The organism is Ensifer sp. CCNWLY38 (assembly GCF_037120565.1).
GTDB classification, from domain to species: domain Bacteria; phylum Pseudomonadota; class Alphaproteobacteria; order Rhizobiales; family Rhizobiaceae; genus Ensifer; species Ensifer adhaerens_H.
Window position 1 is genome coordinate 16,039 of record NZ_JBBBBO010000026.1, and the last position, 26,420, is coordinate 42,458.

At 62.3% G+C, this 26,420-nt stretch carries 30 protein-coding genes, 1 tRNA gene and 1 pseudogene; 13 read left to right on the forward strand and 19 right to left on the reverse strand.

Features of this window, described 5'->3' with window-relative positions:
- Positions 1 to 10: 10 nt before the first annotated feature.
- Complete coding sequence (locus V7S54_RS32280) at positions 11 to 526, reverse strand: SAM-dependent methyltransferase (RefSeq protein ID WP_176707629.1); 516 nt, start codon at positions 524 to 526, stop codon at positions 11 to 13.
- 153 nt (positions 527 to 679) lie between these two features.
- Between V7S54_RS32280 and V7S54_RS32285 the strand changes: the two genes are divergently transcribed.
- Positions 680 to 1,231, forward strand: coding sequence for a dihydrofolate reductase family protein (locus V7S54_RS32285; protein ID WP_065377239.1), 552 nt, complete (start codon positions 680 to 682; stop codon positions 1,229 to 1,231).
- Positions 1,232 to 1,344: 113 nt separating this feature from the next.
- Positions 1,345 to 2,091 carry a bifunctional 2-polyprenyl-6-hydroxyphenol methylase/3-demethylubiquinol 3-O-methyltransferase UbiG gene (ubiG, locus tag V7S54_RS32290; protein WP_065377240.1) on the forward strand — a complete coding sequence of 249 codons (747 nt, stop codon included), beginning with the start codon at positions 1,345 to 1,347 and terminating at the stop codon, positions 2,089 to 2,091.
- A 26-nt stretch (positions 2,092 to 2,117) separates the two neighbouring features.
- On the opposite strand, the gene V7S54_RS32295 is transcribed toward ubiG, so the two are convergent.
- The 5 genes from V7S54_RS32295 to V7S54_RS32315 form a co-directional block, all read right to left on the reverse strand.
- Positions 2,118 to 2,684: a GNAT family N-acetyltransferase gene (locus V7S54_RS32295; protein ID WP_065377241.1), complete on the reverse strand. Its 567-nt coding sequence runs from the start codon at positions 2,682 to 2,684 to the stop codon at positions 2,118 to 2,120.
- A gap of 106 nt (positions 2,685 to 2,790) precedes the next feature.
- Complete coding sequence (locus V7S54_RS32300; protein ID WP_058323921.1) at positions 2,791 to 3,219, reverse strand: DUF1178 family protein; 429 nt, start codon at positions 3,217 to 3,219, stop codon at positions 2,791 to 2,793.
- Entirely contained in the window at positions 3,216 to 4,073 is an 858-nt protein-coding gene (locus V7S54_RS32305; RefSeq protein ID WP_065377242.1) for a carbon-nitrogen hydrolase family protein, read from the reverse strand. Before V7S54_RS32305 ends, V7S54_RS32300 begins: the two co-directional genes overlap by 4 nt.
- A gap of 80 nt (positions 4,074 to 4,153) precedes the next feature.
- The gene (grxC, locus tag V7S54_RS32310) at positions 4,154 to 4,411 is read right to left on the reverse strand and encodes a glutaredoxin 3 (RefSeq protein WP_065377243.1); all 258 of its coding nucleotides are present in this window, start codon (positions 4,409 to 4,411) and stop codon (positions 4,154 to 4,156) included.
- Between the two features lie 47 nt (positions 4,412 to 4,458).
- Positions 4,459 to 5,235 carry a ComF family protein gene (locus tag V7S54_RS32315; protein WP_065377244.1) on the reverse strand — a complete coding sequence of 259 codons (777 nt, stop codon included), beginning with the start codon at positions 5,233 to 5,235 and terminating at the stop codon, positions 4,459 to 4,461.
- A 58-nt stretch (positions 5,236 to 5,293) separates the two neighbouring features.
- Here V7S54_RS32315 and V7S54_RS32320 point away from each other — a divergent pair, with 58 nt between their 5' ends.
- Complete coding sequence (locus V7S54_RS32320) at positions 5,294 to 6,172, forward strand: methyltransferase domain-containing protein (RefSeq protein WP_065377245.1); 879 nt, start codon at positions 5,294 to 5,296, stop codon at positions 6,170 to 6,172.
- 29 nt (positions 6,173 to 6,201) lie between these two features.
- Here the strand turns inward: V7S54_RS32320 and V7S54_RS32325 are convergent, their stop codons facing one another.
- The 6 genes from V7S54_RS32325 to V7S54_RS32350 form a co-directional block, all read right to left on the reverse strand.
- Positions 6,202 to 6,369 carry a Flp family type IVb pilin gene (locus V7S54_RS32325; RefSeq protein WP_065377246.1) on the reverse strand — a complete coding sequence of 56 codons (168 nt, stop codon included), beginning with the start codon at positions 6,367 to 6,369 and terminating at the stop codon, positions 6,202 to 6,204.
- 68 nt (positions 6,370 to 6,437) lie between these two features.
- Positions 6,438 to 6,758: a hypothetical protein gene (locus V7S54_RS32330; protein WP_057254791.1), complete on the reverse strand. Its 321-nt coding sequence runs from the start codon at positions 6,756 to 6,758 to the stop codon at positions 6,438 to 6,440.
- Positions 6,759 to 6,938: 180 nt separating this feature from the next.
- Positions 6,939 to 7,352 (reverse strand): 8-oxo-dGTP diphosphatase MutT, encoded by a 414-nt coding sequence (gene mutT / locus V7S54_RS32335; RefSeq protein ID WP_065377247.1) that lies wholly within the window; start codon positions 7,350 to 7,352, stop codon positions 6,939 to 6,941.
- A 4-nt stretch (positions 7,353 to 7,356) separates the two neighbouring features.
- Positions 7,357 to 8,172: a GNAT family N-acetyltransferase gene (locus V7S54_RS32340; RefSeq protein ID WP_065377248.1), complete on the reverse strand. Its 816-nt coding sequence runs from the start codon at positions 8,170 to 8,172 to the stop codon at positions 7,357 to 7,359.
- A 58-nt stretch (positions 8,173 to 8,230) separates the two neighbouring features.
- Positions 8,231 to 9,472 (reverse strand): bifunctional glutamate N-acetyltransferase/amino-acid acetyltransferase ArgJ, encoded by a 1,242-nt coding sequence (gene argJ / locus V7S54_RS32345; protein ID WP_065377249.1) that lies wholly within the window; start codon positions 9,470 to 9,472, stop codon positions 8,231 to 8,233.
- Between the two features lie 219 nt (positions 9,473 to 9,691).
- The gene (locus V7S54_RS32350) at positions 9,692 to 10,549 is read right to left on the reverse strand and encodes a peptidylprolyl isomerase (RefSeq protein WP_065377250.1); all 858 of its coding nucleotides are present in this window, start codon (positions 10,547 to 10,549) and stop codon (positions 9,692 to 9,694) included.
- Between the two features lie 243 nt (positions 10,550 to 10,792).
- On the opposite strand from V7S54_RS32350, the gene secA reads away from it, so the two are divergent.
- Positions 10,793 to 13,507 (forward strand): preprotein translocase subunit SecA, encoded by a 2,715-nt coding sequence (secA, locus tag V7S54_RS32355; protein WP_065377251.1) that lies wholly within the window; start codon positions 10,793 to 10,795, stop codon positions 13,505 to 13,507.
- Positions 13,508 to 13,610: 103 nt separating this feature from the next.
- Here the strand turns inward: secA and V7S54_RS32360 are convergent, their stop codons facing one another.
- Both V7S54_RS32360 and V7S54_RS32365 read right to left on the reverse strand, forming a co-directional pair.
- Entirely contained in the window at positions 13,611 to 14,117 is a 507-nt protein-coding gene (locus V7S54_RS32360; RefSeq protein WP_065377252.1) for a Clp protease N-terminal domain-containing protein, read from the reverse strand.
- Positions 14,118 to 14,127: 10 nt separating this feature from the next.
- Entirely contained in the window at positions 14,128 to 14,349 is a 222-nt protein-coding gene (locus tag V7S54_RS32365; protein ID WP_065377253.1) for a hypothetical protein, read from the reverse strand.
- 212 nt (positions 14,350 to 14,561) lie between these two features.
- Here V7S54_RS32365 and V7S54_RS32370 point away from each other — a divergent pair, with 212 nt between their 5' ends.
- Both V7S54_RS32370 and V7S54_RS32375 read left to right on the forward strand, forming a co-directional pair.
- Complete coding sequence (locus V7S54_RS32370) at positions 14,562 to 15,953, forward strand: oligosaccharide flippase family protein (RefSeq protein WP_065377254.1); 1,392 nt, start codon at positions 14,562 to 14,564, stop codon at positions 15,951 to 15,953.
- The gene (locus V7S54_RS32375; RefSeq protein WP_065377255.1) at positions 15,950 to 17,224 is read left to right on the forward strand and encodes a GNAT family N-acetyltransferase; all 1,275 of its coding nucleotides are present in this window, start codon (positions 15,950 to 15,952) and stop codon (positions 17,222 to 17,224) included. Before V7S54_RS32370 ends, V7S54_RS32375 begins: the two co-directional genes overlap by 4 nt.
- A 43-nt stretch (positions 17,225 to 17,267) precedes the next feature.
- On the opposite strand, the gene V7S54_RS32380 is transcribed toward V7S54_RS32375, so the two are convergent.
- Together V7S54_RS32380 and V7S54_RS32385 are read right to left on the reverse strand one after the other, a co-directional pair.
- On the reverse strand, positions 17,268 to 18,908 hold the full coding sequence (locus V7S54_RS32380) for an AMP-binding protein (RefSeq protein ID WP_065377256.1): 1,641 nt from the start codon (positions 18,906 to 18,908) through the stop codon (positions 17,268 to 17,270).
- A 144-nt stretch (positions 18,909 to 19,052) separates the two neighbouring features.
- A tRNA-Leu gene (locus V7S54_RS32385) sits at positions 19,053 to 19,137 on the reverse strand.
- A 212-nt stretch (positions 19,138 to 19,349) separates the two neighbouring features.
- Here V7S54_RS32385 and V7S54_RS32390 point away from each other — a divergent pair.
- Positions 19,350 to 19,862, forward strand: coding sequence for a disulfide bond formation protein B (locus V7S54_RS32390; protein ID WP_065377257.1), 513 nt, complete (start codon positions 19,350 to 19,352; stop codon positions 19,860 to 19,862).
- Between the two features lie 228 nt (positions 19,863 to 20,090).
- Here V7S54_RS32390 and V7S54_RS32395 read toward each other — a convergent pair whose 3' ends face one another.
- Both V7S54_RS32395 and V7S54_RS32400 read right to left on the reverse strand, forming a co-directional pair.
- Complete coding sequence (locus V7S54_RS32395) at positions 20,091 to 20,648, reverse strand: HNH endonuclease (RefSeq protein ID WP_034797858.1); 558 nt, start codon at positions 20,646 to 20,648, stop codon at positions 20,091 to 20,093.
- A gap of 107 nt (positions 20,649 to 20,755) precedes the next feature.
- The gene (locus tag V7S54_RS32400) at positions 20,756 to 21,403 is read right to left on the reverse strand and encodes a DNA-3-methyladenine glycosylase family protein (protein WP_065377258.1); all 648 of its coding nucleotides are present in this window, start codon (positions 21,401 to 21,403) and stop codon (positions 20,756 to 20,758) included.
- An 18-nt stretch (positions 21,404 to 21,421) separates the two neighbouring features.
- Between V7S54_RS32400 and gluQRS the strand changes: the two genes are divergently transcribed.
- On the forward strand, positions 21,422 to 22,339 hold the full coding sequence (gene gluQRS / locus V7S54_RS32405) for a tRNA glutamyl-Q(34) synthetase GluQRS (RefSeq protein ID WP_141679593.1): 918 nt from the start codon (positions 21,422 to 21,424) through the stop codon (positions 22,337 to 22,339).
- On the opposite strand, the gene V7S54_RS32410 is transcribed toward gluQRS, so the two are convergent.
- Positions 22,328 to 23,236: a YihY/virulence factor BrkB family protein gene (locus V7S54_RS32410; RefSeq protein WP_065377260.1), complete on the reverse strand. Its 909-nt coding sequence runs from the start codon at positions 23,234 to 23,236 to the stop codon at positions 22,328 to 22,330. The two genes, gluQRS and V7S54_RS32410, sit on opposite strands and share 12 nt — an antisense overlap.
- A 182-nt stretch (positions 23,237 to 23,418) precedes the next feature.
- On the opposite strand from V7S54_RS32410, the gene V7S54_RS32415 reads away from it, so the two are divergent.
- The 5 genes and pseudogenes from V7S54_RS32415 to V7S54_RS33390 all read left to right on the forward strand — a co-directional run.
- Positions 23,419 to 24,252 (forward strand): SDR family oxidoreductase, encoded by an 834-nt coding sequence (locus V7S54_RS32415; protein ID WP_065377261.1) that lies wholly within the window; start codon positions 23,419 to 23,421, stop codon positions 24,250 to 24,252.
- A 23-nt stretch (positions 24,253 to 24,275) separates the two neighbouring features.
- A complete protein-coding gene (locus V7S54_RS32420) occupies positions 24,276 to 24,479 on the forward strand; it encodes a twin transmembrane helix small protein (RefSeq protein ID WP_065377262.1) in 204 nt (67 codons plus the stop codon).
- Between the two features lie 128 nt (positions 24,480 to 24,607).
- The gene (locus V7S54_RS32425) at positions 24,608 to 25,186 is read left to right on the forward strand and encodes a cob(I)yrinic acid a,c-diamide adenosyltransferase (protein WP_336409876.1); all 579 of its coding nucleotides are present in this window, start codon (positions 24,608 to 24,610) and stop codon (positions 25,184 to 25,186) included.
- A gap of 76 nt (positions 25,187 to 25,262) precedes the next feature.
- Positions 25,263 to 26,054, forward strand: a complete 792-nt coding sequence (locus V7S54_RS32430; protein ID WP_065377264.1) for a rhomboid family intramembrane serine protease — start codon at positions 25,263 to 25,265, stop codon at positions 26,052 to 26,054.
- Positions 26,055 to 26,345: 291 nt separating this feature from the next.
- A pseudogene (locus V7S54_RS33390) lies at positions 26,346 to 26,420 on the forward strand (electron transfer flavoprotein subunit beta/FixA family protein); the annotation flags it as partial.

The following is a 26,420-nucleotide window of genomic DNA, read 5'->3' on the forward strand; positions in this document are numbered from 1 at the left end:
TGCATCGTCGCTAGGAAGGCGGCCGGGCGATCACGCAGGCAACCTCGCCGCCGTCGAAGACGTGCGTCAACCGAGCCTCGACGTTCCACCGGTGGCGAAGAACCGCCGCTTCGATCCGCGCGCCAACCTCATCCGCGTCCATGGACGGCTCGTCGTGAAAGAGAAAGAGGCGCCCTTCCGGCTTCAACAGCTGTACGAGCGCAGCAAACTCACGCGCGGGATCGCCTCGCGTAAAGACGCCAACGCGGATCGCAAACACCTTGTCGAAGCGGCGATGGTCCAGATCGAGTGAGCGAAGGTCCGCGACCTGCACGATGGCTCGCCCGGCAGCAAGGTATTCAGCATTTCGGCGCATTGCCGCCGCGACCATGGTGGCCGATCGATCGATGGCTTCAATCCCCCCGTCGACAAGCCGCTCGCAAACCTTGGTCACTGCAACGCCGTGACCGCAGCCGATTTCGAGCAGCTGATCAGAAGGCTTCGGCGCAACGACAGCGACTGCCCAGTCGATCCTGCCAAGCGCCATGAATTCCCCCATCCGCTGTAGACCTCAAGAATGCTAGCACGGCGGAGAGCCATGCCGCGAGTCACTCTGGTGCGAAAAATAAACCACTTGCGAAACTATATCAGTTTTGCCAATCTTCCCCATTCCAGGACATGCAGCAACGGGAGAGAGACAATGCGCAGGGTCATCATGTGGGACATGGTCAGCGTCGACGGCTTCTTCGAAGCACCGGGGCATGACATCGGTTGGTTCGTCTTCGAAGACGAACTCGCCGCCTATATCGGCGAAACGCAACTCGAAGCGGACACTTTGCTCTTCGGCCGCGTGACCTATGAAATGATGGCGGCCTATTGGCCGTCCGCCGAAGGCGACATCGCCACCTTCATGAACAGTGTCGAGAAGTTCGTCTTCTCCCGCACGCTGACATCCGCCGACTGGCACAACACGACACTCGTCACAGCTGAAGCCACCAAGGAAGTTGAACGTCTGAAACAGCTCGACGGCGGCACCATCTTCGTTTTCGGCAGCGCCGATTTTGCAGCAGGGCTGATCGAGAAGGGCCTCGTCGACGAGTATCGTCTCGGCATCAATCCGGTGCTTCTGGGCAACGGCGTGCCCCTGTTCAAGCCGGGCTTGAAGCGAACGGAACTCAAATTGACCCACGTTCGCCCACTGAAATCGGGCGTGGTCATCCTGCACTACCAGCCGCAGGCGGATGCGCAATAGAGCAGGTAGCACAACGCGCCCGCCTGGCCTGCGCCCATCTGGCCCATCACCGGCTCTTGACTTCCCTGCCTGATCGTCCGACTTCACCAAAGAAGATACAAGGAGACGGCGACATGAGCGAGACCGCACGCACGACGATCGACCAGAGCGAGGTAGACCGGTTCTCCGCCATGGCCGCGGAGTGGTGGGACCCGACCGGCAAGTTCCGGCCGCTGCACAAGTTCAATCCCGTTCGCCTTGCCTACATCCGCGACAAGGTGGCCGAACATTTCGGGCGCGATCCCAAGGGCCCGCAACCGCTCAAAGGTCTGCGGCTGCTCGATATCGGCTGCGGCGGCGGCCTCCTGTCCGAGCCGATGGCGCGCATGGGTGCAGACGTCCTCGGCGCCGATGCTTCGGAGAAAAACATTGGGATCGCCCAGACGCATGCGGCCGGAAGCGGCGTGGCGGTCGACTATCGCGCCGTGACCGCTGAGGCGCTGGCCGAAGCCGGCGAGAGTTTTGACATCGTGCTCAACATGGAAGTGGTCGAGCACGTCGCCGACGTCGATTTCTTCATGACCACCTGTGCCCATATGGTTCGACCCGGCGGTCTGATGTTCGTAGCCACGATCAACCGCACCATGAAGGCGGCAGCCCTTGCCATCTTCGCCGCCGAAAACGTGCTGCGCTGGCTGCCGCGCGGCACGCACCAGTATGAAAAGCTGGTGCGCCCGGAAGAACTGGAAAAGCCGCTCTCAGCGAGTGGTCTCGAAATCACTGAACGCACCGGCGTCTTCTTCAATCCGCTCGCCAATCAGTGGAACCTGTCCAAGGATATGGACGTCAACTACATGCTCGTCGCCAAGCGTCCGCTGTAACGCCGCCGACCGGCTCGTCTGCGGGCTCAGCCGATCTCAGACTTGGCCTGCCATTCTCGTTTCAGCAGCGCATAGACGAGTTCGTCGCCCCAGGCGCCGTTGAACCGGTCATTCTCGATCAGATGCGCTTCGCGGCGCATGCCGAGACGTTCGACGACACCGACCGATCCCTTGTTCAGCGCATCGAGCCGGGCGAAGATCCGGTGGAAGTTTAGCGTCAAAAAACCGAGATCGAGCACGGCCCGCATCGCCTCGGTCGCATAGCCTTTGCCGGCAAAAGCGGGATTGAAGATGTAGCCGGTCTCCGCCTGCGCCGCCGGCTTGCTTGCGAGCTTCAGCAGGACTTCACCGATCAGAGCACCATCCTCCTGACGCTCAACCGCAAAAACCGCCACATCGCCGTCTTTATCGAGGCGCGGTGCCGACGCCTTGGCGAACTTCGCCCGCGCAGCCGTCTCGTCCAGCGGTTCTTGATAGAGATAGCGATAGACGTCCGGCAGCCGGTGATAGGCGAAGAAGGCGGGAAAATCGTCGGGCCCGAATGGCCGGATGACGAGGCGATCGGTGGAAATGCGAAGCTCGGACAATGTCATTGGCTGAAAAATCTCCCATTGCGAAGCCGCGAGGTGGGAAGCAAGCCGTTGTTTTTAAAGAGCAGGTAGCAAATAACGCGAAGCCGAGGCGCCAATAGACCGCGCGTCAGTTGACCTCGTCAGGCAAGATCGGCAGCGGCGCGACCGCAATTCCTTCCTCAAGCAGCGCCACAGCCTCTTCCGCCGTCGCCTTGCCGATCAGGCCACGTTCTTCCGCTTCGCCGTAATGGATCTTGCGCGCTTCCTCGGGAAAACGCTCGCCAACGTCCTCGGCGTTCTCGCGCACGGTCTTCACCAGTTCGCGGATCTTGGCGACCGTTTCTTTCTGCGCCTGATCCATGATCACCGCCCGTGTTGCTTCCTTCTTGCGCGCGGTCGCGACCGAAGGCGCCATCAGTTGCTTGGCAACGGACGTTGAATTGCAGGTGGGACAGGAAACCAGCTTGCGGTCGACCTGGCGGTCGAAATCGTCGCTCGACGAAAACCAGCCTTCGAAGGCGTGGCCGTTGTCGCAGGAAATTGTATAGCGGATCAAGCGGCAACACCTCCCTTCCCGGTTGGCACCACTTCATCGAGCACGAAACTGCGGGCGTTCTTCAAGTTCGGTATCTTGGCGCGTGCCGCATGCACTGCGGCGACATCGATTTCGGCAAGCACGATCGCCTCGCCGCTCGGACCGGCCGAAGCAAGCACCCTGCCCCAGGGATCGACGATCATCGAATGACCGAAGGTCTCGCGCCCGTCCTCATGCGTGCCGCCTTGCGCCGCGGCGATGACGAAGAGACCGTTCTCGATCGCACGGGCGCGAAGGAGGATTTCCCAATGCGCCTCGCCGGTCTGGCGCGTGAAGGCGGCGGGAACCGACATGATCTCGGCGCCGGCGACCGCCTGTTGCCGGAAGAGCTCCGGGAAGCGCACGTCGTAGCAGATGGTGAAACCAAGCTTGCCAAACTCGAGATCGGCAATGCGTGCCGAGCCGCCGGGCTGATAGGCAGCACTTTCCCGCCAGCTTTCGCCATTGTCGAGGTCAACATCGAACATGTGGATCTTGTCATAGTCGCAGATCTTGTGACCGTCTGGTCCGAACAAAAGGCCGCGATTGGCGATCTTGCCGTCGGCAAGCGCAATCGGCGTCGAGCCGACATGGAGATAGATCCCGAGTTCACCGGCGAGCTTCGCCGCTGCACCGGCAATAATGTCGTTCGCCTCATCTTTCAGGATCGCGCGCAAGCCCGCCCGGTCCCGCTGGAGCGCGCCGGTCATCTCCGGCGTCTGGACATAAATCGCCCCTTGAGCCGCCGCCTCGCGCACCAGCCGAACCATCGTCTCCGCGTTCCTCTGCGGATCGACGCCGGAGCACATCTGAATGGCCGCAGCCTTGAAGGTCATCGTGGTCTACTCCTGATGCGCACCACCGACGCTTGAGGCGGCAGCCTCGCGTCGGCAATGTGCGAAACGTCGGATCCGCTTCAGGCCGCTAGCATCGCGTCGAGCTTGCCGGCGCGTTCCAGCGCGTGCAGGTCGTCACAGCCGCCGACATGAATGTCGTTGATGAAGATCTGCGGGAAGGTCGAGCCGCCATGGGCCTTTTCGATCATCACCTGCCGAACCTTCGGATCATAGGTTGCGTCATGTTCGAGAAAGGGCACGCCCTTGGTTTCCAGTAGTTTCTTGGCGGCCGAACAATAACCGCAGAACTGACGCGTATAAATGACCACTGAAGCCATGATCCTGAATCGCTCCTTCACCGACCACCGTGCCGGACAACTGATTGTCATATAAGACCGGATATGGCTCTTGCAAAGGTCAAAACCGTGACCGGCCCGGCTCCCGCCCGCTTCAGCGCACGGGTCGCTGCGGAGACGGTTGCACCGGTCGTATATACATCGTCGACCAGAACCACGCTGTTCCCACGGAGACCCGCCATGCCGGCTTCCGAGACCGCGAAGGCACCGCGCACATTGTCCTCACGTGCCTGCCGGGCAAGGCCCACCTGCCGGCTTGTGCGTCGGATACGCTTGAGCACATCGGGTTGATAAGGCCTGCCGGAGAGCCGCGCGATGGCCCGTGCCAGTTCCGCCGATTGGTTGAACCGACGCCTCCAGAGCCGAAAAGCGTGCAATGGCACCGGGATGATCGCATCGGCCGAGGCGACCGCACCGTCACTCGCCCGGATCATCCATTCCGCCATCATCGGCGCAAGATCGGTGCGATCGCGATATTTCAGCCCGTGCACCAGATCGCGGGCAATGCCCTCATGGATTGCCACCGACCGCAGACGGTCGAAGGCCGGCGGATTGGCAATGGCTTCGGGCGAAACCGAGCCCGGTCCATGGTCGACCGAAAACGGCGTCCCGAGAATGTCGCAAAAAGGGCGCTCGATCAGCGGCAGCGTCGACCAGCAAGGCGCGCAAACCGCACGATGGTCGCCCACCATCCGGCCGCAACCGCAGCAGACAGGCGGATAGACGAGATCGACCGTTCCGGAGACGAGGCCCCGCAGCACACGCCCCCACCCTTCCCCCGGAAACAACGGTCTCTCCCATGCCATGCTGTTGACTTTGAACCTCCGAAGGTCTTTTTGCTGGCCAGCTTGCGGAGACAGTATCGTGGAAAAAATCTTTGACCAGAGCCTCGTCGAGGCACATCGGGCAAGGGCACTCAGAAACGCCGATCCGAAGGCCGGTTTCCTTCTCGATATCGTCGCCCAGGAACTCGCCGAACGCGTCAGCGTGGTCGAGCGTCACTTCGATCGCGCGCTGGAGTTGCACGGCTACACCGGGCAAACGGCTCACCATCTCATGGCAACGGGCAAGGTCGGTGCCGTCGAGCGCGTGGAAACGGATGCGCGATTTGGTTCTGAGCAAGCACCGGTAACGATCGCCTCGCTTGAGGAGGTTCCGGGCGAACCGGAAGGCTTTAACCTGGTGGTTTCGCCGCTCTCCCTGCACCTGACCAACGACACGCCGGGCGCCTTCATCCAGGTTCGCCGTGCGCTGAAGCCCGACGGGCTTTTCCTCGCCGCCATCCCGGGCAGCGGCACGCTGCAGGAACTGCGCGAGGCGCTCCTGGCCGCCGAGGCGGAATTGACGGGCGGAGCCAGTCCGCGGGTCATCCCCTTCGCCGATGTCCGCGATGTGGGCGCTCTGCTGCAACGTGCCGGCTTCGCGCTGCCGGTCACGGATACCGAAACCTATACGGTGCGTTACGATTCACTGTTTGCGCTGATCCGCGACTTGCGCGCCATGGGCATGACCAGCCCGCTCACTGCCCGAAGCCGCCTGCCCGTTTCGCGTCGCTTCTTCCTGCGGGCCGCGGAAATCTATGCCGAACGCTTCTCCGACCCGGACGGCCGCGTCCGCGCGACATTCTCGGTGATCTATCTTTCCGGATGGGCGCCGCATGAAAGCCAGCAGAAGCCGTTGAAACCGGGCTCCGCAAAGCAGCGGCTCTCGGCGGCACTTGGCACGAAGGAGCAACCGCTCTGACACAGCGATAGCGTGCGGCCTGGAACGCTTTAGGCGTTCTGAAGCGTCGTCGTCACCAGGTTGAGGACGGCCATGAGGCCGTCGCGGAACTCTTCGAGGCCCAGAATAAGGCTGGCGGAGATGATAGCAGCGATCAGACCATATTCGATCGCGGTGGCGGCGCTTCTGTCGCGAAAGAGGCGTCTCAGCTTGTGCATGCGTCTCCAGTCCGGTTCGTGTTCAGTCCGAAACGTGCGGCAGCAGCCGAAAACCGGAGGCGTTCGGGTCAGCACCCGCTCTTGCGACCGTCCGCATCGATGATGCAGACCGCACCGGGCATCTCCTGCAGCACGCTGCGCCGTACCGTGTAGCGCTTGGTGGTCCCGCTCGAGGGGATGGAGCCGGTGGAAATATTGTCGTAGTCGACGGGCGTATTGGCCATGATGCGCCGATCGTTCTTCGAAGACAGCATCGGCGTCAGGATCAGCGTCAGCGCGATCACTGCCGTTCCAAACAGCAGGGACAGATTGAGCACACCCGTCCGGCGGGACTGATTAGTCACCAGATCCTTTTCCTGAACCGTGCTCCAGAAATCGTCGTCCACCATCCCAGCCTCACAAACGCATGAAAGCACGGCGAACGCAAGCGCCCTTCCCAAGCTTGGTTCCACCGCACTGCCTGAAATCAGTACGCCGTTCACCAAAAATGCGTACCGAAAATGAATTGAGCTATCTTTGCGCGAGGGAGATAAACGATCGATTAATAATCAATCAGATTTCGGGTAGGTTCAGAGCAAATCCATAAGAAATGGTATCAACGGCTCGTCAGCCGGCGGCATGGGATAGTCGCGCAGGGCCTTTGACCTGACCCATTTGATCGCCTGGCCTTCGCGTCCAGTCGCCACCCCTTCGTAGCGCCGGCAGACATAGAGCGGCATCAGCAGATGGAAGTCCTCATAGGTGTGGCTGGCGAAGGTCAGTGGCGCGAGGCACGCGACCTTGGTGCGGATGCCGAGTTCCTCGTCCAACTCACGGATCAGGGTTTCCTCGGGCGTCTCGCCGGCTTCGACCTTGCCGCCCGGAAACTCCCAGAGACCCGCAAGCGACTTTCCTTCCGGCCGTTGCGCCAACAGAATGCGGCCGTCGCTGTCGACCAGGGCGCAGGCGGCGACGAGGACGATCTTCTTTCCGTTGACGTCCATAACCTCAAGCCCCCGGCGTTCTGTAGATGTAGCTGTAGACTTCGGAGAAACCGGCACCGCGATAAAGCGCCAGCGCCGCGCTGTTTTCCGCCTCCACCTGCAGCCAGGCCTTTTTGGCTCCCCGCAAACGCGCCCAGCGCAGGCAGACATCGAGCATCGACTTGCCGACGCCACGCCCGCGAACCCGCTCGTCGACGGCAAACTGCATGATGCCGGCGAGGTCGTTATCCTGCACGACGAGTGCCACGGCGGTCGGCCCGGTCTCGGCATCTTCAAACAGGAAGAGGCCGCTTTCCGGCTTGATCGCATTGATGATCTCGGTAAGCGCCGCCTTCCTCTTCGGATCGCCCTTGGCGATGCCGATGGAGGCATCGACGAAACGGCCGACGTCCTTGATCGGCAGGTGATCGATGCCGTCGCCGAATTCACGCTCGGCAAGATCGGCCGTCATCACCAGGCTGCGGCTGAATGCCGTCCAGCCTTCGGCATCCATATGGGCAACGAGTTGCGGCGGCGTCAGCGGCGTCTGGCGCACGGTCAGGGGCCGGCCATAGTCCGCAAAGCGCCTGGCGGCCTTTTCAAGGCGCACCGGAATATCGCGATAGTCGGATGGATCGAGCGGGTTGACGGAGTTGAGACGCTTGGAATCATGGCCCGCGTTGAGCCGGATCAGCCAGCTGCCGTCATATTGCACCGATGCTGCCGGCCAGGCCCGGAAGCCCACGGCCTCGAGGCGGCGCACGCTCGGAAGATCCACCATTACCACTTCCCCACCTTCGGCCGCGACGTTGCCCGCCGGCCGAGCATCACTCGATGTCATCTTGCTACCTCTGGCCAGTCTGGGATGCCAGACTGCTTATGATCGCTCGACCGGAGCCTCAGCTCCGGTAATCGCCGTTGATCTCGACATATTCCTTCGTCAGGTCGCAGGTATAGACCGTGGCGCGACCGGAGCCGAGGCCGATATCGACGCGGATCGTGATGTCTTCGGCCCTCATGACGGCAGTGGCTGCCGCTTCCGAATAGGTCGGATCGCGCTCGCCTTCGACGGCCACGCGCACTTCGCCGAACCAGATCGCCAACCGATCGCGTTCCGCCAACTCGCCTGATTTGCCGACGGCCATGACCACGCGGCCCCAATTGGCGTCTTCGCCGGCAACCGCCGTCTTCACCAGCGGCGAATTGGCGATCGAGAGTGCGATGCGCTTGGCGGCTGCGTCGTTTTCGGCGCCTTCGACGGTGACTTCGACCATCTTGCGCGCGCCTTCACCATCGCGCACCACCTGGAGGGCCAGGTCGCGCAGCAGGTCGTTGAGCGCGACGCGGAAGGCGTCGAGGCGCGCATCGGCCGCGTCGGAGATTGCCGGCTGCCCGTCGGCTGCCGCCGCACCCGTTGCAAAAAGCATCAGCGTGTCGGAGGTCGACGTGTCGCTGTCGACCGTGACCGAGTTGAAGGTCGGGCCGACGCCGGCGGAAAGCAGCGCCTGCAATGCGGCCGGCGCTATGTCTGCATCGGTGACCACGAAAGAGAGCATCGTTGCCATGTCGGGCGCGATCATGCCGGCGCCCTTGGCAATACCGTTGATCGTGACCTTGACGCCACCGATTTCGGCCGTGCGGGTCGCAACCTTCGGATAGGTATCCGTCGTCATGATCGCCTTGGCGGCGTCGAACCAGAAATCTTCCTTGCCGGCAACGGCCAGATCGTCGAGCACGCCGGCAAACTTGGTCGCATCCAGCGGCTCGCCGATGACGCCGGTCGAAGCGAGGAAAACTTCGCTCTCCGCACAGCCGACGGCCTTAGCCGCAGACTTCGCGGTCAATTCGGTGGCTTCGCGTCCCTTCTTGCCGGTGAAGGCGTTGGCGTTGCCGGAGTTGACGACGACGGCGCGCGCGATGCCGCCGGCAAGGTTCTGACGGCAGAAATCAACCGGAGCAGACGGGCACTTGGAGCGGGTGAAAACGCCGGCTGCAGCGGCCGGCTTGTCGAACACCATCATCAGCACGTCGGTACGGTTCTTGTACTTGATGCCGGCTGCAGCGGTCGCCATGCGGACACCGCGGACGGAAGGCATTTCGGCGAAGGTTTTCGGAGCAAGCGGAGAAACGGAGCCGGACATGGGAAACCTGCTGTGACGTGTTGGAGCCAAAGCATTTCCAGGAAAAGTGCGTAGCAGTTTTCCGTCAGGAAATGCGTAAGAACAAAGTTCTGGAGCGGTTTACAACCGAAGCTGCTCCAGATCTATCTTGCGACAAATGCCCGAACGGTTTTCACCGCCGGGCATCGACAAAAAGCGGTGATGGCAGGTCCCGCCAGCGACAGGGCCTGCCAATCGAAATTACTTGGCTTCCTGCGCCTTGTTGGCCTCGTCATAGGCCTTCTTCAAAGCGGGATCGGAAATCTCGACGCCTGCGTCCTTCTTGGCGGCAGCAAGCAGCTCAACGTATTTGTCACGCATGACAAGCTGACGAACCTGCGGCTCGACCTGCTCCAGCGGCGGCGGGGCCTGCGGGCGCTTGTCTTCAACCAGGATCACGTGGAAGCCGAACTGGGTCTTGACCGGAGTCTTGGTGTAGGCACCCTTGTCGAGCGCGAAGACCGCCGTATCGAATTCCGGCACCATGCGGCCCTTGGTGAAGTAGCCGAGGTCGCCGCCGTCGTCCTTGTTCGGATCGGTCGACTTCGCCTTGGCGAGATCGACGAAGCTCTTGCCGGCATCGAGTTCCTTGATGATTTCCTTGGCCTCATCCTCGGTCTTGACCAGGATGTGGCGTGCCTTCACCTCTTCCTGCACCGGGATCGCGGCGATCTCCTTGTCGTAGCGCGCCTTCACCTCTTCCTTGGTGATGGCATCGACGACATGCTTCTTGAAATAGGCATTGTGCAGTTCGCGCTCGGTCAGGTAGGCGACGCGCTGCTTGAAGGTCGCATCATCCTGCAGGCCTTCCTTTTCGGCGGTCTTCGAAAGGAGCTTGACGTCGATGATCGCCGAGAGGGCGGCGGCGCGCTTCTGTTCCTCCGGCATCTGCTGAAGCTGCGGGTCGAGACCACCCAGCGCCAGCGTGAGCTCGGACTGGCGCACTTCCTCGCCGCCAACCTTGGCGATCACCGGATCGGCGTCTTCCGCCCGCGCCCCACCATGAACGGCCATCGCCGCAACCAGTGCCGCGGCGGCCAGGGTTTTCAACTTGGACATGCTCACTAACCTTTCACATTGGCCTTCAGCGCAATTACCTGCGACTTGTAGCGGCTGCACACCACCAGAATGTGGCGGTTCTGTAGCCGTCCGGCAGTGCAAGTGCGTTGACATAATTCGACCCCCCTCTTATCTGTCACGCAACCTCGCGTCCAGAACAGTTTCCGGGCGTTTCACGGCATTGCGCGGTTTTCGCGGCGCGGCCATGAGACCTAAGGCAACAAAAAAGAAAGGACCATTCGTATGGTCAGTCTCGGCGGCCTAGCCCGCAAGTTGTTTGGTTCCGCCAACGAACGTCGCGTGCGCGGCTACAAGGCTCGGGTGGATGCCATCAACGCACTTGAAGCCGACATGAAGGCTTTGTCGGATGAGGCACTCGCCGCCAAGACCGTGGAATTCCGCCAGCAATTCGCCGACGGCAAGACGCTGGATGACCTGCTGGTACCGGCCTTTGCTGTTGCTCGCGAAGCGGCCCGCCGCGTGCTCGGCCTGCGTCCGTTCGACGTCCAGCTCATCGGCGGCATGATCCTGCACGAGCGCGCGATCGCCGAAATGAAGACCGGTGAAGGCAAGACCCTCGTCGCGACGCTTCCGGTCTATCTGAATGCACTCGCCAGCAAGGGCGTGCATGTCGTTACCGTCAACGACTACCTCGCGCAGCGCGACGCCGGCACCATGGGCCGCGTCTACAGCTTCCTCGGCATGACGACGGGCGTCATCGTCCACGGTCTCACCGACGAGCAGCGCCGCGACGCCTACGCCTGCGACATCACCTATGCGACCAACAACGAGCTCGGCTTCGACTATCTGCGCGACAACATGAAGTACGAGCGCGGCCAGATGGTCCAGCGCGGCCACTTCTTCGCCATCGTCGACGAAGTGGACTCGATCCTCGTCGACGAAGCGCGCACGCCACTGATCATCTCCGGCCCGCTCGACGACCGCTCGGATCTCTACAACACGATCAACGAGTTCATCCCGTTGCTTTCGCCTGAGGACTACGAGATCGACGAGAAGCAGCGCTCGGCCAACTTTTCGGAAGACGGCACCGAGAAGCTCGAAAACCTGCTGCGCGAGGCGGGCCTGCTGAAAGGTGAATCGCTCTACGACATCGAAAACGTCGCGATCGTCCACCACGTCAATAACGCTCTCAAGGCCCACAAGCTGTTCCAGCGCGACAAGGACTACATCGTCCGCAACGGCGAGATCGTCATCATCGACGAGTTCACCGGCCGCATGATGCCGGGACGGCGCTATTCCGAAGGCCAGCACCAGGCGCTCGAAGCCAAGGAAAAGGTGCAGATCCAGCCCGAGAACCAGACGCTCGCCTCGATCACCTTCCAGAACTACTTCCGCATGTATTCCAAGCTCGGCGGCATGACCGGTACGGCCTCCACCGAAGCGGAAGAATTCGGCAACATCTACGGCCTCGAAGTGATCGAAGTGCCGACCAACCTGCCGATCAAGCGTATCGACGAGGACGACGAGGTCTATCGTACGCAGGGCGAAAAGCTGAAGGCGATCATCGACGAGATCAAGTCGGCGCACGAGCGTGGCCAGCCGATGCTGGTCGGAACGACCTCGATCGAAAAGTCCGAGCAGCTTGCCGACCTCCTGAAGAAGTCCGGCTTTGCCAACTTCCAGGTGCTGAACGCCCGTTATCACGAGCAGGAAGCCTTCATCGTCGCCCAGGCTGGCGTGCCGGGTGCGGTCACGATCGCCACCAACATGGCCGGCCGCGGTACCGACATCCAGCTCGGCGGCAACATCGACATGCGCATCCAGCAGGAGCTCTCGGAAATCGAGCCCGGCCCGGAGCGCGACCAGCGCATCGAGGCGATCCGCGCCGAAGTGCAGAAACTGAAAGAGCAGGCGCTCGCTGCCGGTGGCCTCTACGTTCTCGCGACCGAACGTCACGAAAGCCGCCGCATCGACAACCAGCTGCGCGGCCGTTCCGGCCGTCAGGGTGACCCGGGCCGCTCCAAGTTCTACCTGTCGCTTCAGGATGACCTGATGCGCATCTTCGGCTCCGACCGCATGGACAGCATGCTCCAGAAGCTGGGCCTCAAGGAAGGCGAAGCGATCGTCCATCCCTGGATCAACAAGGCGCTCGAGCGCGCCCAGAAGAAGGTCGAAGCGCGCAACTTCGACATCCGTAAGAACCTTCTGAAGTACGACGACGTTCTCAACGATCAGCGCAAGGTGATCTTCGAGCAGCGCATCGAGCTGATGGATGCCGAGAGCGTCACGGAAACCGTGACCGACATGCGCACCGAAGTCGTCGAGGACATGGTCGGAAAGCGTATTCCTGCGAAGGCCTATGCCGAGCAGTGGGACGTCGAGGGCCTCAAGGCCGACGTTCAGCAGTACCTCAATCTCGACCTGCCGGTCACCGAATGGGCTGCCGAGGAAGGCATCGACGAGGCCGATATCCTCGAACGCGTCACCGCCGCTGCCGAGAAGGAAGCCGCAGATCGCGCCGAACGTTTCGGTCCGGAGATCATGCAATATGTCGAGCGCTCCGTCGTGCTGCAGACGCTCGACCATCTCTGGCGCGAGCATATCGTCAACCTCGATCACCTGCGCTCGGTCATCGGCTTCCGCGGCTACGCACAGCGCGACCCGCTGCAGGAATACAAGTCCGAGGCCTTCGAACTGTTCCAGGCCCTGCTCGGCAATCTGCGCCAGGCGGTAACCGCACAACTCATGCGCGTCGAACTGGTGCGCGAAGCAGCCGAAGCGCCGCAGCCGGCACCGCCGGTCATGCACGGCCACCATATCGACCCCTTGACGGGCGAAGACGACTTCGGTGGCGGCGCTGGAACGCTTCTGGCCGCGGCTCCCGTGCAGCGCGATGCGAACGATCCGTCGAGCTGGGGCAAGGTCTCGCGCAACGAACTCTGCCCCTGCGGCTCCGGCAAGAAGTACAAGCACTGCCACGGCATCTACGAGGCATAAGAGACGCTGGGAAAGTGCGCGCGGCTTTCGCCCGCACCCTGTACTCAATCGGAAAATGCCGCCTTTCTGGCGGCATTTTCATTTTCAACCGTACTTTGGCAATCTACGCCTTCGCGTGGCCAACTTCGGCTATCGCATCGGCTGCCGATTTCAGGGTGGAGGGATCGGCGCCCATAGCGCGGAGCGCTCGCGCCGCCACACCATGTGACATGCCTGCGACGATTCCGACGACGTGAGCGCCGAGCAGCGGGCCGTGATCCCTCCGGGTTGCCGCCAGTGCCTGCATGATTTCCCGACCCGACGAAGCCGCCTGATAGATGCCCGGACTTGCAGACATGGGCGTGTCGGCCGGCATATTCGCTTTTAGGCCGATCGAGCGAAGGGCGTCGACATATTGCCGCTCGATCGCGCCTCTCAGGGCATCAGGCGCGAGACCCGCCTTTTCGAAGGCGAGACGCGCAGTCCCATCAGGCAGATCGAGCGCAGCCAACAGGAAATGTTCGGCCCCAGGTTCCCGCTGCTGGTCCAACAAAGCGTGGGCTTCCGCTCGCTCGCAGAGAAGCTTGACGGTGCTCATGTCATTGAGTTTCGATTTGATCCCTTGGAACATCGTAATCCCCTTATGCGGAACTGTTGTCTGCCGCCACGTCCGAAAGCCGCTTGTGGGCCGCCTGCTTGGTGATCCCGAGCGCTTGGGCGATCCTGGACCAGGGCCAACCCTGACGCAGGGCCGAGCGCACGGCCTGACGCTCGATGCTGTCGGCCAGTCGGCGCAGAGCGACAACGGCGGCAAGCGCTTCGTCGGGGTCGGTCGGAACGGTAATGTCGCGCAGGTCAATCATGCGTCAACTTTAGTTGACGATATTGGCGCCGTCAACCAAAGTTGACGCTGGTTTGGGAGCCTGCTGCCACTGTCGTGAAACGGCATGACTGGCCCCATTGCTACAACCGCGCTGAACCGTTTGTTAACGCTGTTCTGGCAGTACTGAAGCCCTGTATTGCGTAATCTCAGGGTGTTCTCGTGTTCATGGCGGTATGTCAAACGGCCGGACGAATGCTGCCGTCGGCGCTGAGACACCGCCTGTCCGCGCTGATCGGCGCAGTTGTCGCTATTCTGACCGACACCGACATGAAGAACACGGCTCGCCGGATGGCGCTCGTCGCCTTCGCGGTTCGCATTTTCAGCGCCGCCATCGCCTTTCTGTCGCAGATCATCCTCGCCCGGATGATGGGCGAGTTCGAATACGGCATCTTCGTCTTCGTCTGGGTGCTGGTGATCCTCTTCGGCAGCCTCTCCTGCGTCGGCTTCCATTCCGTCGTGATCCGTTTCCTGCCGGAGTATCAGGCGGCTGCGGCGCTCGACGAGATCCGTGGCGTAACGACGACGGTGCGCGTTTTCGCGCTTGCCTCCGCCACCACGGTCGCCGTCGTCGGCCTGCTCGGCCTCTGGTTCTTTTCGGCGCACATCGAGGCCTATTACCTCGTGCCGCTCTATCTCGGCCTCTTCACCCTGCCGATGATCGCCCTTGGCGACGTCATGGACGGAACCTCGCGAGCCCATGGCTGGGCGCTTTCCGCCCTGAGCCCCACTTTCATCATCCGCCCCCTGCTGGTGCTGGCATTCATGGTGCTGGCAGTCACGGCAGGAGCACCCCACACGGCGCAAACGGCCATGGTCGCGGCCATGGCGGCCGCCTATCTCACAACCGTCTCGCAGTTCCTCGTGCTGACCTATCGTCTCCGCTCGCGCTACGTGGAAGGGCCGCGGCGGATCGAGCTTGGCCGCTGGCTCCGGGTCTCGATCCCCATCTTCCTGGTCGATGGCTTCGGCTTCCTGCTGACCAATTCCGACGTCGTGATCGTCGGCCTCTATCTCGATCCCGAGGACGTCGCGATCTATTTCGCAGCCGCCAAGACCATGGCGCTGGTGCACTTCGTCATGTTCGCCGTCAAGGCGGCAGCGGGCCCACGCGTTTCGAACGCCATGGCCCGTGACCGCAGGCAACTCGCGGGCATCGCGATCGAAAGCGCGCGTTGGGCCTTCTGGCCGTCGCTCCTGGTTGGCGCGCTGGTACTGCTGGCGGGCCCCTTCCTGCTTTCGCTTTTCGGGCCGGCCTTCGTCACCGGCATGCCCTTGATGGTGATCCTCTTTGGCGGCATTCTCGCCAAGGCCTTCGTCGGCCCGGCGGAAACGCTTCTGACGATGGCGGGCCAGCAGACGCTCTGCGTGATCCTCTACGCCGGCGCGCTGGTGGCCAACATCGCACTCAACCTGAGCCTCATCCCCCTCCTCGGACTGACCGGCGCTGCTCTTGCAACCGCAGGTGCAATGTTCGTCGAGGCGATGTTGCTGCATATCGCCGTCCGGCGTACCTTCGGCTTCGCGCTCTTCGCCTTCGCGAGCGTGCGGGCCGGCAATGATAACAACGGGGCTGTCCATCCATGATCGGCAATACCAATCTTCCGAGCGATGCAAACAGTCGGGCCGCCCGGGTCCTTGGCGGGCTGGCACAGCCAGGCGATGCGGGCCCGACCGCGGAGCATTTGATCGAGGTCGGCCGCCCTGGACGCCATCTCGCCATCTACCCGGCGAAGGCCGGCTACGAGTTGCAGCGCGAGCTCGACTTCCTGTCGAACCGGGCACTGGAGCCGAACGTCTTCTTCACCGGCCGTTTTCTCGCCCCAGCGATGCCCCGCCTCGAAGAACGGGTGATCCGGCTCGCGATCATGCGCGACAACGACGAGCGTCGCAGCCGCCTGCGGTTCCTGATGCCGTTCTCGATCGAAAAGCCCGGCTTCTCGATCGGCGCGCCGATCATTCGCGCCTGGTCGAACCCCTTCGGACCGCTTGGCGTCCCGCTGCTCGACGCCGAAGACGCGGCCGAAACCATCGACAACCTGTTCGAAGCCTTTACCGCGCCTTCGACCGGCCTGCCTTCGGTGCTCGTGCTTCCCGACATGCGCCTCAACGGCAAGGTCGCCCGCCTCACCCGCGCCGTCGCCATCGGCCGCAACCTGCCGCTGACGGTGACCGACACGTTCAGCCGCCCCATGCTCGAAAGCCTGCTCGACGGACCGACCTATCTGCGCAACGCCATCAGCCCAGCGCATATCCGCGAGCTGCGGCGGCAGTGGAACAACCTCGCAAAAGAAGGCGCGCTGAGCTATTCGGTCGCCCGCCAGCCCGCCGAAGTCCGCCTGCGCATGGAAGAATTCCTGGCGCTCGAAGCATCCGGATGGAAGGGAAAGGGCCGCAGCGCCATGGTGCTCGATCGTTTCCGTGCGGCCTTTGCCCGCGAGGCGATCACCAATCTTGCCGACGGCGACAGTGTGCGCATCCACACGCTCGACCTCGACGGCCGCGCGATCGCATCCATGGTCGTGTTCCTGATGTCAGGCGAGGCCTACACCTGGAAGACCGCGTACGACGAGCGCTATGCCAAGTTCTCCCCGGGCAAGTTGCTGCTGGCGGAACTGACGGAATGGCACCTCGACGATGCCAACATCGCCCGCTCCGATTCCTGCGCCGTGCCGGATCACCCGATCATGAGTCGGTTCTGGCAGGAGCGCGAGGAAATGGGCACACTGGTGATCGGCCTGCAGCAAACCCGCGACCGCGAAGTGCGCCAGGTCGCAGCCCAGCTCCACCTCTACCGCAACACCCGCAACATGGCGCGGATCCTGCGTGACAAGATCAAAGCGCTGGCCGGACGCTGAGCCGGGACCGTCGTCGCAGGATAGCTGCGACGCTTCGAGGGCTTCAGTCGCCGCGCGCCTCCGCTATTGCCTGTTCGCGCAGGAACCGTCTGATAACCTTGCCCGAGGTCGTCAGCGGCAGGCTGTCGACGAAGGCGATCTCGCGCGGATACTCGTGCATCGACAGTCGGGTCTTCACCCACTCCCGAATGGACGTTGCGACACGCTCGTCACCAACCACGCCGGGCCGCAACACGACATAGGCCTTGACGATCTCGGTGCGAACCGGATCCGGCTTGCCGACGGCTGCGGCGAGTTGCACGTCCGGATGACCGGCAAGGCAATCCTCGATCTCGCCGGGCCCGATACGATAGCCCGACGAGGTGATGACATCATCGTCGCGGCCGAAGAAGGTGAAATAGCCCTCCTCGTCCATCACCCCCTGGTCGCCCGTCGTCATCCAGTCACCGATGAACTTCTTCTCCGTCGCCGCCTCGTTGCCCCAATAGCCGAGGAACATCACCGGATCCGGTCGCTTCACCGCCACCTGGCCGACGCTGCCGGCCGGCAGTTCATGGCCTTCGGCGTCGATGATCGCCACCCGGTGGCCCGGTGCCGCCTTGCCCATCGATCCCGGCTTGACGACGCCGAGATCGGCTGCCGAGGAGATGACGATGTTGCACTCGGTCTGGCCGTAGAACTCGCTGACCTCGAGGCCGAGCGCCGCCTTTGCCCATTCATAGGTCTCGCGACCGAGGGACTCCCCGGCAGAACCGATCGTTCTAAGATTGAGCCGGTAGCGGTCACGCGGCTTTTCGACTGCCTTCATGAGCCGCAGCGCCGTCGGCGGAATGAAGGCGTTGCGGACGTCCATCTCCTCCAGAATGCGAAACGCCGTATGCGGATCGAACTTCTGCGCCGGCGACGACACCACGGGCACGCCGTTGAGCAGCGACGGCAAGAGCGCGTTCAGCAGCCCTCCCGCCCAGGCCCAGTCAGCCGGCGTCCACATGCGGTCACCTGGCTGCGGCAGGAAATGATGATGAAACTCGAAGCCCGGCAGATGGCCGAGCAGCACCCGGTGCCCGTGCAGCGCGCCCTTCGGCGGCCCCGTGGTGCCCGAGGTGTAGATCATCAGCGCCGGATCGTCCGGGCCCGTATCCGCCGGCACAAAGCCTTCGGGGTCTCCGGAGGCGAGTGATGAAAAGGCGATCGTCCCCGGCTGCGGCTGATCTTCCGCCAGCACGACGAGGCGCAGTTCCGGCAGCCGGTCCCGGATCGCGGCGATACGCTCGAAGCCGAAACCGTTGGTAACGACCGCCGCGACGCCGGCGTCACGCAGCCGGTACTCGAGCGCTTCAACGCCGAAGAGCAATGCAAGCGGCAAGGCGATCGCGCCGTGCTTGTAGATCGCCGCATGGGCAATCGCCGTTTCGAAGCCCTGCGGCAGGAGAATTGCGACACGTTCGCCCGGCGTTATGCCTTCCCTTACGAGCCCTTGCGCGAAGGCCGAGGATTGTCGGGCAAATTCGCCATAGGTCAGCGCCCGATGCGCGCCATCGGAATCGAAGTGCTGGAGACAGACGCGCTCCGGCTCACGCGCCGCCCATGCGTCGCTGACGGCGACGCCGATGTTGAACCTCTCCGGGATCTGCCAGCGGAAGGCGCGATAGAGTTCGTCGTAGGTCTCGATTCTCGGTAACATGACACTGCCATGACAGACTTCTGCTGCAGCGCACCTAACACCTTCGAGGGCGTCTGTTCAATGACCGGCGCGGCAAGCACTGGCCAAGACGCGTCCGAGACGGAACCTCGGCGGAGATGATGTCTGTGAATTCGGGTGGTGTGGTGGTGCCCCATGCCGGGGTCGAACCAGCACTCCTTTCGGAACTCGATTTTGAGTCGAGCGCGTCTACCAATTCCGCCAATGGGGCTCAGGGAAGTGCGATATCAGCGGCTCGGATTTACACGAAGGTTTTCGCTGCGGTCAACCATCATTTTCAGGATGGCCTGATGACAATCACGAAAGCGTGCGGACCTGTCGCGGCTACCGCGATTTACAGGGCGCGCGATCGTGCCTAAGAAGGCGCCATCCAGTTTGCACTGCGGCATGTGTCGGTTCCGAGCTGCCGCCCGCGAGGTATAGATGATCGACGCCGCCACCCAATCCCGCCAGCACCTGCTGATCGCCATTGTCGTGACACTTGGCATGGCGGCAACTGTCGGCGGGGCGCTCGGCTTCGAGCATATCGGTGGCTACATCCCCTGCGCGCTCTGCCTCTTGCAGCGCGATCCCTACTACTGGGGCATCCCGGTCGGCATTCTCGCCATCATCACCAGCGCGCTGAAACTGCCGGTCTGGCTCACGCGCACGCTACTCGGCATCGTCGGCATCCTGATGCTCGTCGGCGCCGGCATGGGCGTCTATCACTCGGGCGCGGAATGGCACTTCTGGGAAGGACCCTCCACCTGCGCGACAACGGCGCAGGGCGTGTCGTCGAATGTCGGCGATCTGCTCGGCGATCTCGATTCGAAGCACGCTCCGTCGTGCACGGACGCCGCATTGCGGGTGCTCGGCCTTTCCTTCGCCGGGTGGAACGTGATCGCCAGCCTCATCCTCGCAGCGATCGCGTTTCGCGGTGCTGCAAAGGCGCGCTGATCTTCCTACAGCACCGCGCGTCCTATCAGACGCGCAAAGGTCGCTGTAGCGCTTTGAATTGCTGCATGTTTTTGTCCTTCAACCGGCTACGATTAAAGGAAACATGCAGTAGCGGATCCAGGAAAGCGGACACCATCGCGCCGTAACCACCCGACACGGGTTGGCGAAGGCACGCACCTGTCCTGATCCCGCTCTGGGGCTTGATCCGGCAAGAAGGCACGAACAGCGTCAGGGCTGCAGTTCGACGTCCCAGTAGAGATAGTCCATCCAGCTTTCATGCAGATGGTTCGGCGGAAAGAGCCGGCCGTTGTTGTGCAGGTCCTGTACCGTCGGCTGGAAGGGCCTCTGGTGCGGGAACATGCCGGCCTGCTTCGGCAGCTTGCTGCCCTTGCGCAGATTGCAGGGGGAGCAGGCTGCGACGACATTGTCCCAGGTCGTCTGGCCGCCGTGAGCGCGGGGCACCACGTGATCGAAAGTGAGATCGTCGGGCGAACCGCAATACTGGCATTCGAATTTATCGCGCAGGAACACGTTGAACCGGGTGAAGGCCGGGTGGCGCGAGGGCTGCACGTAGCTCTTGAGGCAAACGACGCTCGGCAGTCGCATCGAGAAACTCGGAGACGACACCGAATGTTCGTACTCGGCAAGGATGTTTACACGGTCAAGGAAGACGGCCTTGATCGCGTCCTGCCAGGACCAAAGCGACAAGGGGTAGTAACTAAGCGGCCGATAGTCAGCGTTCAAGACGAGCGCTGGTAAGGCCTGAGGTGAGACTGCAATCGTCAAGCGTATTCTCCTGATCGATTCGGCATCTGCACCTTCTATATTAGGCCCGTTGCAACAGGATTGTGAAGCCGGAAACAAAAATGCGTGCGCTGGATTCGCTTTTTCCTTCAAGGTGTCACAGGAACAGCATCTCGGCGCATTTCCTGTGCATAATAGGCCCAGAAGAGCCGCGCAGCGACACTGCGCCAGGGCGACCAGGAGGCGGCCAGCGAATCAATTTCGCGTGCGGTCGGGCGCAGTTCGAGGCCCAGTCCGTGGCCGATCGCGTTCTGCAAGGCGACGTCGCCAGAGGGGAAGACGTCCGGGTGGCCGGCGCAAAACAGCAGATAGACCTCCGCCGTCCAGCGTCCCACGCCCTTGATTGCCGTCAGGTCCCGGATCGCCTCGGTCGCTTCGGCATCGCAGATCGCATCGAGATCGATCTCGCCGCCCACCACCACATCGGCGACACGACGCAACGCGTCCGCTTTTGCGCGTGAGAGGCCGATGACGCGGCAGTCCTCATCGCTGAGCGAAATCACCCCTGATGCCGTGACCTCACCGAGCCTCTCCTCCATCCGCCGCCAGATCGCCGCAGCGCTTGCCTTCGAGACCATCTGCGAGACGATGATGCTGGCGAGGCCTCGGTAACCGGGATTGGTTCGGCGGAGCGGCACGGGCCCGGCCCTGGCGACCACGTACTCCAGACGCGCATCGAGCATCACCAGACCGGAAAGCCCGGCTTCGATATCCTCATGTGTCCGGATGATCCGCATGACGCCTCCACAAAGCGGATGATTTTTATACGCCTTCCATGGCAAAGGGAAAGGATGCCAGACACGCCACCCGTTTTCCGCTTTGCCCCCAGCCCGAACGGCCTGCTTCACCTTGGCCATGCGCTTTCCGCGGTGCTGAACCACGACATGGCGAAGGCCGCGAACGGCCGTTTCCTGCTGCGCATCGAGGATATCGACCAGACCCGTTGCCGCCCGGAATTCGATGCCGCAATCGTCGAGGATCTCGCCTGGCTCGGCTTGGACTGGGAGCGCCCCGTGCGCCGCCAGTCGGACCATTTCGGCGCCTATGCGTCGGCGCTTGAACGGTTGAACGGACTCGGCGTGGTCTACCCCTCGATCATGACCCGCGGCGAGATCAAGGCCGCCGTCGCCGAAGCCGAAGCCGGCGGGCGGAATTGGCCGCGCGATCCGGATGGCAGCCCGCTCTATCCCGGCCGCGAGCGCACCTATTCGACCAGCAAGCGAACAGCCTTGCTTGCGAGCGGCAGAGCCTATGCCTTGCGGCTCGACATGCAGAAGGCCGTCGGTCTCCTCGGCAGCGCGCCCCTCACCTGGAGCGAGAGCGGCGCCGGGCCGGCGGGCGAAACCGGCATCATTGCTGCCAACCCAAGTGCTTGGGGCGACGTCATCCTGTCGCGCTCCGATGCACCGTCAAGCTACCATCTGTCCGTCGTGACAGATGATGCGCTACAGGGCATCACCCATGTGGTGCGCGGCCGCGATCTCTATCACGCGACCTCCGTGCACCGACTGCTGCAGCGGCTTCTCGACCTGCAGGAGCCGCTCTATCATCACCACCGGCTGATCCTTGGGCCGGATGGCCGAAAGCTCTCCAAGAGCAACCAGGATACCGGCATCGCAGCATTCCGCGCCGCCGGCCGCAGCCCGGAAGAGGTCCGGGCCCTAGTCGTTTAGGTCCTCTTCTTCGCGACCCGCATCGGTGCCGTTGCGGAACTGAAAGCTGCGCCGCACCATGCGCTTCACCCGGTATTTCAGGATCGCCGCGTTGATCTCGGCGCCGATGATGAAGATCGCCGCGATCATGTAGAGGAACACGAGCACGATCATGATCGACGCCAGGCCCGCATAGGTCGAGACATAGGTGGCGAAGGTCGCGAGATAGGAGGCGAAGGCATAGGCACCGATCGTCCAGCAGACGAGCGTCAGCACGATGCCGGGGAGCACGTCGACCACCTTGCGGTGACCGTCCGGCAGCCAGAGATGCGACACCAGCAGCCCACCGGTCAACATGATCAGGGCGAGCGGCAGGCTCCAGTTGTCGACTGTCGCCAGCACGCCGCCGAGCCACGGCCACCATTCCCCGGTGTAACGCACCGCCAGCGGCACCGCGACCAGCAGGATGCTGAGCGCCGCAAGGATCAGCACGCCGGCGAGCACGAAACCGAGGCTCGCAAGCCGGGTCTCGTACCAATAACGGCTCTCGGTGACGCGATAGGCGCGGTTCAGTGAGACGCGCAGCGCCTCCACGCCGTTGGAGGCGAAATAGGCCGCGGCAAGAACGGAAATGGTCAACAGCCCGCCGCGCGGGATCGTCAGCACCCGCACGATCTCGTCGGCGACAGGCTTGGCGATCGATTCAGGCCAGGCATCGAAAATCAGGTGTACGGCCGTTTCGGCAAATTGATCAGCGCCGAGAAAGCTGCCGAGTGCCGTGCCGAAGATCAGGAAGGGAAAGACGGCAAGCAGCGACGACAAAGCCACATGGCTCGCCATCGCCCAACCGTCATCGAGGCTGAAGTGCCAGAGCGCATCGAATACGACTTTCCAGGTGATGCGTATGAATGCTGGCATTCCATTCCAATCCTACAGAGCTCCACGACCGCATATTCCGGCGCTGCCGTCCCGGTGCCGTTTCCTTGGCTTCACACGATCCCAACGGCGACAACGCTGGCGGGTTCCGGCTTGCGCAATTCAATTGTATCCCGCCGATGAATATGGGAAACGGAGGCAGGATTTCTACAGGAATCGATCGGATGACTGATCGCCCCACAATCATTGTCACCGGATGTTCGTCCGGGATCGGCGCCTATTGCGCGCGCGCGCTCCATGCCGACGGCTGGCGCGTTTTTGCCACTGTGCGCCGGGAAGAAGACCGCCAATCCCTTGAGGCTGAGGGCATCGAGACCTTCCTGATGGACTATACCAAGCCGGAAACCATCGCCGCTTTGGCAGACACGGTGCTGGCGCTTTCCGGCGGGCGCATCGACGCGCTGTTCAATAACGGCGCCTATGGCCAGGCAGGTGCCGTCGAGGACCTGCCGACCGAGGCGCTTCGGCTTCAGCTCGAGACCAACGTCATCGGCTGGCATGACCTGACGCGGCGGGTGATTCCGTCGATGCGGGCGCGTGGCAGCGGCCGCATCGTGCAGTGCTCCTCCATCCTCGGCATCGTTCCCTATCGCTGGCGCGGCGCCTACAACGCCTCCAAGTTTGCGATCGAGGGCCTGTCGCTCACCCTCAAGATGGAGCTTTCCGGCAGCGGCATCGAGGTGAGCCTTATCGAACCCGGGCCGATCGCGTCCAAGTTCACGACCAATGCCGTCGCCTATATCGAGCGTTTCATCGATCTCAAGAATTCGGTGCACCGTGTCGAATACGAACGGCAGATGCGGCGCCTGAGAGGTGAAAGCAAGCCCGCGCCCGGCAAACTCGGCCCGGATGCGGTTTATGCGGTTTTGAAGCACGCGCTGACAGCAAAGAAACCAAAACCGCATTATATTGTAACAAGGCCCGCCAGGCAGGGCGCACTTCTGAAGAAGCTCCTGCCGGCAGCGTTGTTTTACCGCATCATCGGCCGACTTGGCTGAGAAGAATTGCAAGGAAGAGTTCGATGTCCAGCTTCTTTACCGGCCTTAGCCTCTTCGTCATGGGCCTGGTCGCCATCGTCTTGATCCGCGGCCTCTTGAACATGATGAGGGGCGGCAGCAGCAGCAAGTCCAACAAACTGATGCAGGCCCGCGTGCTGCTGCAAGCGATCGCGATCGTCCTGATCATGGTAACGCTGTGGATCACCGGCGGCGGCCGCCCGACCTAGATGACGTAATTCCGAACGGAAAACCGTTACACATCTTTCCTGGAATTGCCCGACCTAGATGACGCAATTCCGGACAGAAAGCCGTTCCACACCTTTCCTGGAATTGCTCCAGAGGACCGTGACGACAGATGGTGAAGCTAAACAAGATCTACACCCGGACGGGTGACAACGGCACCACCGGGCTTGTTACAGGTCCGCGCCGCCTCAAGAGCGACCTCCGGGTCGATGCCTATGGCGCGGTGGATGAAACCAACGCCTTCGTCGGCCTGGCACGACAGCACACGGCCGACGTCCCGGCGCTCGACGACGCGCTGATGCGGATCCAGAACGATCTCTTCGATCTCGGCGCGGATCTCGCGACGCCGGATACGGGCGAACCGCCGCAATACGAACCGCTCCGGATCGTCACAGCGCAGGTAACGTGGCTGGAGACCGAAATCGACCGGCTGAATGCCGAGCTCGTACCCTTGCGCTCCTTCGTGCTTCCAGCCGGCAGTCCTGCCTCAGCGGCGTTGCATGTCGCCCGCACCGTCGCGCGGCGGGCCGAGCGTCAGATGGTAGCGCTCGCCAACGTCGAAGGAGAGATCGTCAGCAAAGAGGCGATCGCCTACATCAACCGCCTCTCCGATTTCCTGTTTGTCGCGGCGCGTTCGGCAAATGACAAAGGTCAAGCCGACGTCCTTTGGATTCCCGGAAAAAACAGATAACGTCCGCTTCCGCATCGTTCCCAAGCCGGATTCGGATTGAGGAACCGTGGCATGGAACGACGCTTCGGGAGAGAGCATGTTCATACCGCTTCACGATACGAACACCCTGAAGCACATCAAGGTCCAGTACGTCACGATCAGCCTGATCGTCATCAACATCGTCGTCTGGCTGATCACCGGGCCGATCGCCTCGGAAGAATTCGCAAATGCCGCGATCCTCGGCTTCGGCTATATCCCGGCGCTCATCTTCGACTATGCCCAACTCGATCCGTCACTGATCATTGTTCCCGATGGCTTCACCTTCGTCACCTATTCCTTCCTGCATGGCGACTTCATGCATCTTGCGATGAACATGCTGTTCCTCTGGGTGTTCGGCGACAATGTCGAAGACGCGCTCGGGCATTTCCGCTATCTCGCCTTCTATCTCCTCTGCGCCGCCGCGGGGGCGCTTGCACATGGGCTTCTCGATCCGGCCTCAGAGGCACCGCTGATCGGCGCATCCGGCGCCATTTCCGGCGTCGTTGCCGCCTATTTCCTGCTGCATCCGAAGGTGCGCGTCTGGGTTCTGGTGTTCTTCCGCATCCCGCTGCCCCTGCCCGCGGCCATTCCGCTGGCCTTCTGGATCGGCCAGCAATTCTTCATGCTGGTCGTCGATCCCGGCAGCGGCGTTTCCTGGAGCGCCCATGTCGGCGGCATCGTCGCCGGCCTCATCCTGGTGGTCATTTTGCGACGCCGCGACGTACCGCTTTTCGACCGCACCATCGTCACGCCGCGCGCCGTCCGGCACAAGGCGGAACCGGTCACATCAGGGCAGCAACCGCCTCCGGATGCGACAAAACCGCCGATGCCCTGGGGACGCCAGACCTGAGCGGAGCCCGGCCTTTTCCGCCCAATGAACGCGGATCGGGCGGCTTTTCAAGGACTTGCCTGCCACCGGCCCCGCATTGACGACTTGCAGAAGACTGGCCTCCGAACCCGCTTGCCAACCGCTTATCTTACGTGTACGTAAACGTCATTCCAATTCTCGGGGTTATATCGATTTAGCGCCATGCACAGCGATTGTAATTGGAGAAAAAACGCGTATCGATGTCGCCAACCGACAATCAGGCGGCTCCGTTAAGGCGCATTTTCCTGCGAAAGCTCTTGGAGGGAAGAATCCATGAAAATACTTGTGACGGTGAAGCGGGTGGTTGACTACAACGTCAAGATCCGCGTGAAGGCAGACGGTTCGGGC

What these genes read in the sequence shown, in the direction of transcription:
- V7S54_RS32280 (WP_176707629.1), bottom strand. Translation starts at nt 526, where the DNA reads ATGGCGCTTGGCAGGATCGACTGGGCAGTCGCTGTCGTTGCGCCGAAG.
- V7S54_RS32285 (WP_065377239.1), top strand. Translation starts at nt 680, where the DNA reads ATGCGCAGGGTCATCATGTGGGACATGGTCAGCGTCGACGGCTTCTTC.
- ubiG (WP_065377240.1), top strand. Translation starts at nt 1,345, where the DNA reads ATGAGCGAGACCGCACGCACGACGATCGACCAGAGCGAGGTAGACCGG.
- V7S54_RS32295 (WP_065377241.1), bottom strand. Translation starts at nt 2,684, where the DNA reads ATGACATTGTCCGAGCTTCGCATTTCCACCGATCGCCTCGTCATCCGG.
- V7S54_RS32305 (WP_065377242.1), bottom strand. Translation starts at nt 4,073, where the DNA reads ATGACCTTCAAGGCTGCGGCCATTCAGATGTGCTCCGGCGTCGATCCG.
- grxC (WP_065377243.1), bottom strand. Translation starts at nt 4,411, where the DNA reads ATGGCTTCAGTGGTCATTTATACGCGTCAGTTCTGCGGTTATTGTTCG.
- V7S54_RS32315 (WP_065377244.1), bottom strand. Translation starts at nt 5,235, where the DNA reads ATGGCATGGGAGAGACCGTTGTTTCCGGGGGAAGGGTGGGGGCGTGTG.
- V7S54_RS32325 (WP_065377246.1), bottom strand. Translation starts at nt 6,369, where the DNA reads ATGCACAAGCTGAGACGCCTCTTTCGCGACAGAAGCGCCGCCACCGCG.
- V7S54_RS32330 (WP_057254791.1), bottom strand. Translation starts at nt 6,758, where the DNA reads ATGGTGGACGACGATTTCTGGAGCACGGTTCAGGAAAAGGATCTGGTG.
- mutT (WP_065377247.1), bottom strand. Translation starts at nt 7,352, where the DNA reads ATGGACGTCAACGGAAAGAAGATCGTCCTCGTCGCCGCCTGCGCCCTG.
- V7S54_RS32340 (WP_065377248.1), bottom strand. Translation starts at nt 8,172, where the DNA reads ATGACATCGAGTGATGCTCGGCCGGCGGGCAACGTCGCGGCCGAAGGT.
- argJ (WP_065377249.1), bottom strand. Translation starts at nt 9,472, where the DNA reads ATGTCCGGCTCCGTTTCTCCGCTTGCTCCGAAAACCTTCGCCGAAATG.
- V7S54_RS32350 (WP_065377250.1), bottom strand. Translation starts at nt 10,549, where the DNA reads ATGTCCAAGTTGAAAACCCTGGCCGCCGCGGCACTGGTTGCGGCGATG.
- secA (WP_065377251.1), top strand. Translation starts at nt 10,793, where the DNA reads ATGGTCAGTCTCGGCGGCCTAGCCCGCAAGTTGTTTGGTTCCGCCAAC.
- V7S54_RS32360 (WP_065377252.1), bottom strand. Translation starts at nt 14,117, where the DNA reads ATGTTCCAAGGGATCAAATCGAAACTCAATGACATGAGCACCGTCAAG.
- V7S54_RS32365 (WP_065377253.1), bottom strand. Translation starts at nt 14,349, where the DNA reads ATGATTGACCTGCGCGACATTACCGTTCCGACCGACCCCGACGAAGCG.
- V7S54_RS32370 (WP_065377254.1), top strand. Translation starts at nt 14,562, where the DNA reads ATGCTGCCGTCGGCGCTGAGACACCGCCTGTCCGCGCTGATCGGCGCA.
- V7S54_RS32375 (WP_065377255.1), top strand. Translation starts at nt 15,950, where the DNA reads ATGATCGGCAATACCAATCTTCCGAGCGATGCAAACAGTCGGGCCGCC.
- V7S54_RS32380 (WP_065377256.1), bottom strand. Translation starts at nt 18,908, where the DNA reads ATGTTACCGAGAATCGAGACCTACGACGAACTCTATCGCGCCTTCCGC.
- V7S54_RS32390 (WP_065377257.1), top strand. Translation starts at nt 19,350, where the DNA reads ATGATCGACGCCGCCACCCAATCCCGCCAGCACCTGCTGATCGCCATT.
- V7S54_RS32400 (WP_065377258.1), bottom strand. Translation starts at nt 21,403, where the DNA reads ATGCGGATCATCCGGACACATGAGGATATCGAAGCCGGGCTTTCCGGT.
- gluQRS (WP_141679593.1), top strand. Translation starts at nt 21,422, where the DNA reads ATGATTTTTATACGCCTTCCATGGCAAAGGGAAAGGATGCCAGACACG.
- V7S54_RS32410 (WP_065377260.1), bottom strand. Translation starts at nt 23,236, where the DNA reads ATGCCAGCATTCATACGCATCACCTGGAAAGTCGTATTCGATGCGCTC.
- V7S54_RS32415 (WP_065377261.1), top strand. Translation starts at nt 23,419, where the DNA reads ATGACTGATCGCCCCACAATCATTGTCACCGGATGTTCGTCCGGGATC.
- V7S54_RS32420 (WP_065377262.1), top strand. Translation starts at nt 24,276, where the DNA reads ATGTCCAGCTTCTTTACCGGCCTTAGCCTCTTCGTCATGGGCCTGGTC.
- V7S54_RS32425 (WP_336409876.1), top strand. Translation starts at nt 24,608, where the DNA reads ATGGTGAAGCTAAACAAGATCTACACCCGGACGGGTGACAACGGCACC.
- V7S54_RS32430 (WP_065377264.1), top strand. Translation starts at nt 25,263, where the DNA reads ATGTTCATACCGCTTCACGATACGAACACCCTGAAGCACATCAAGGTC.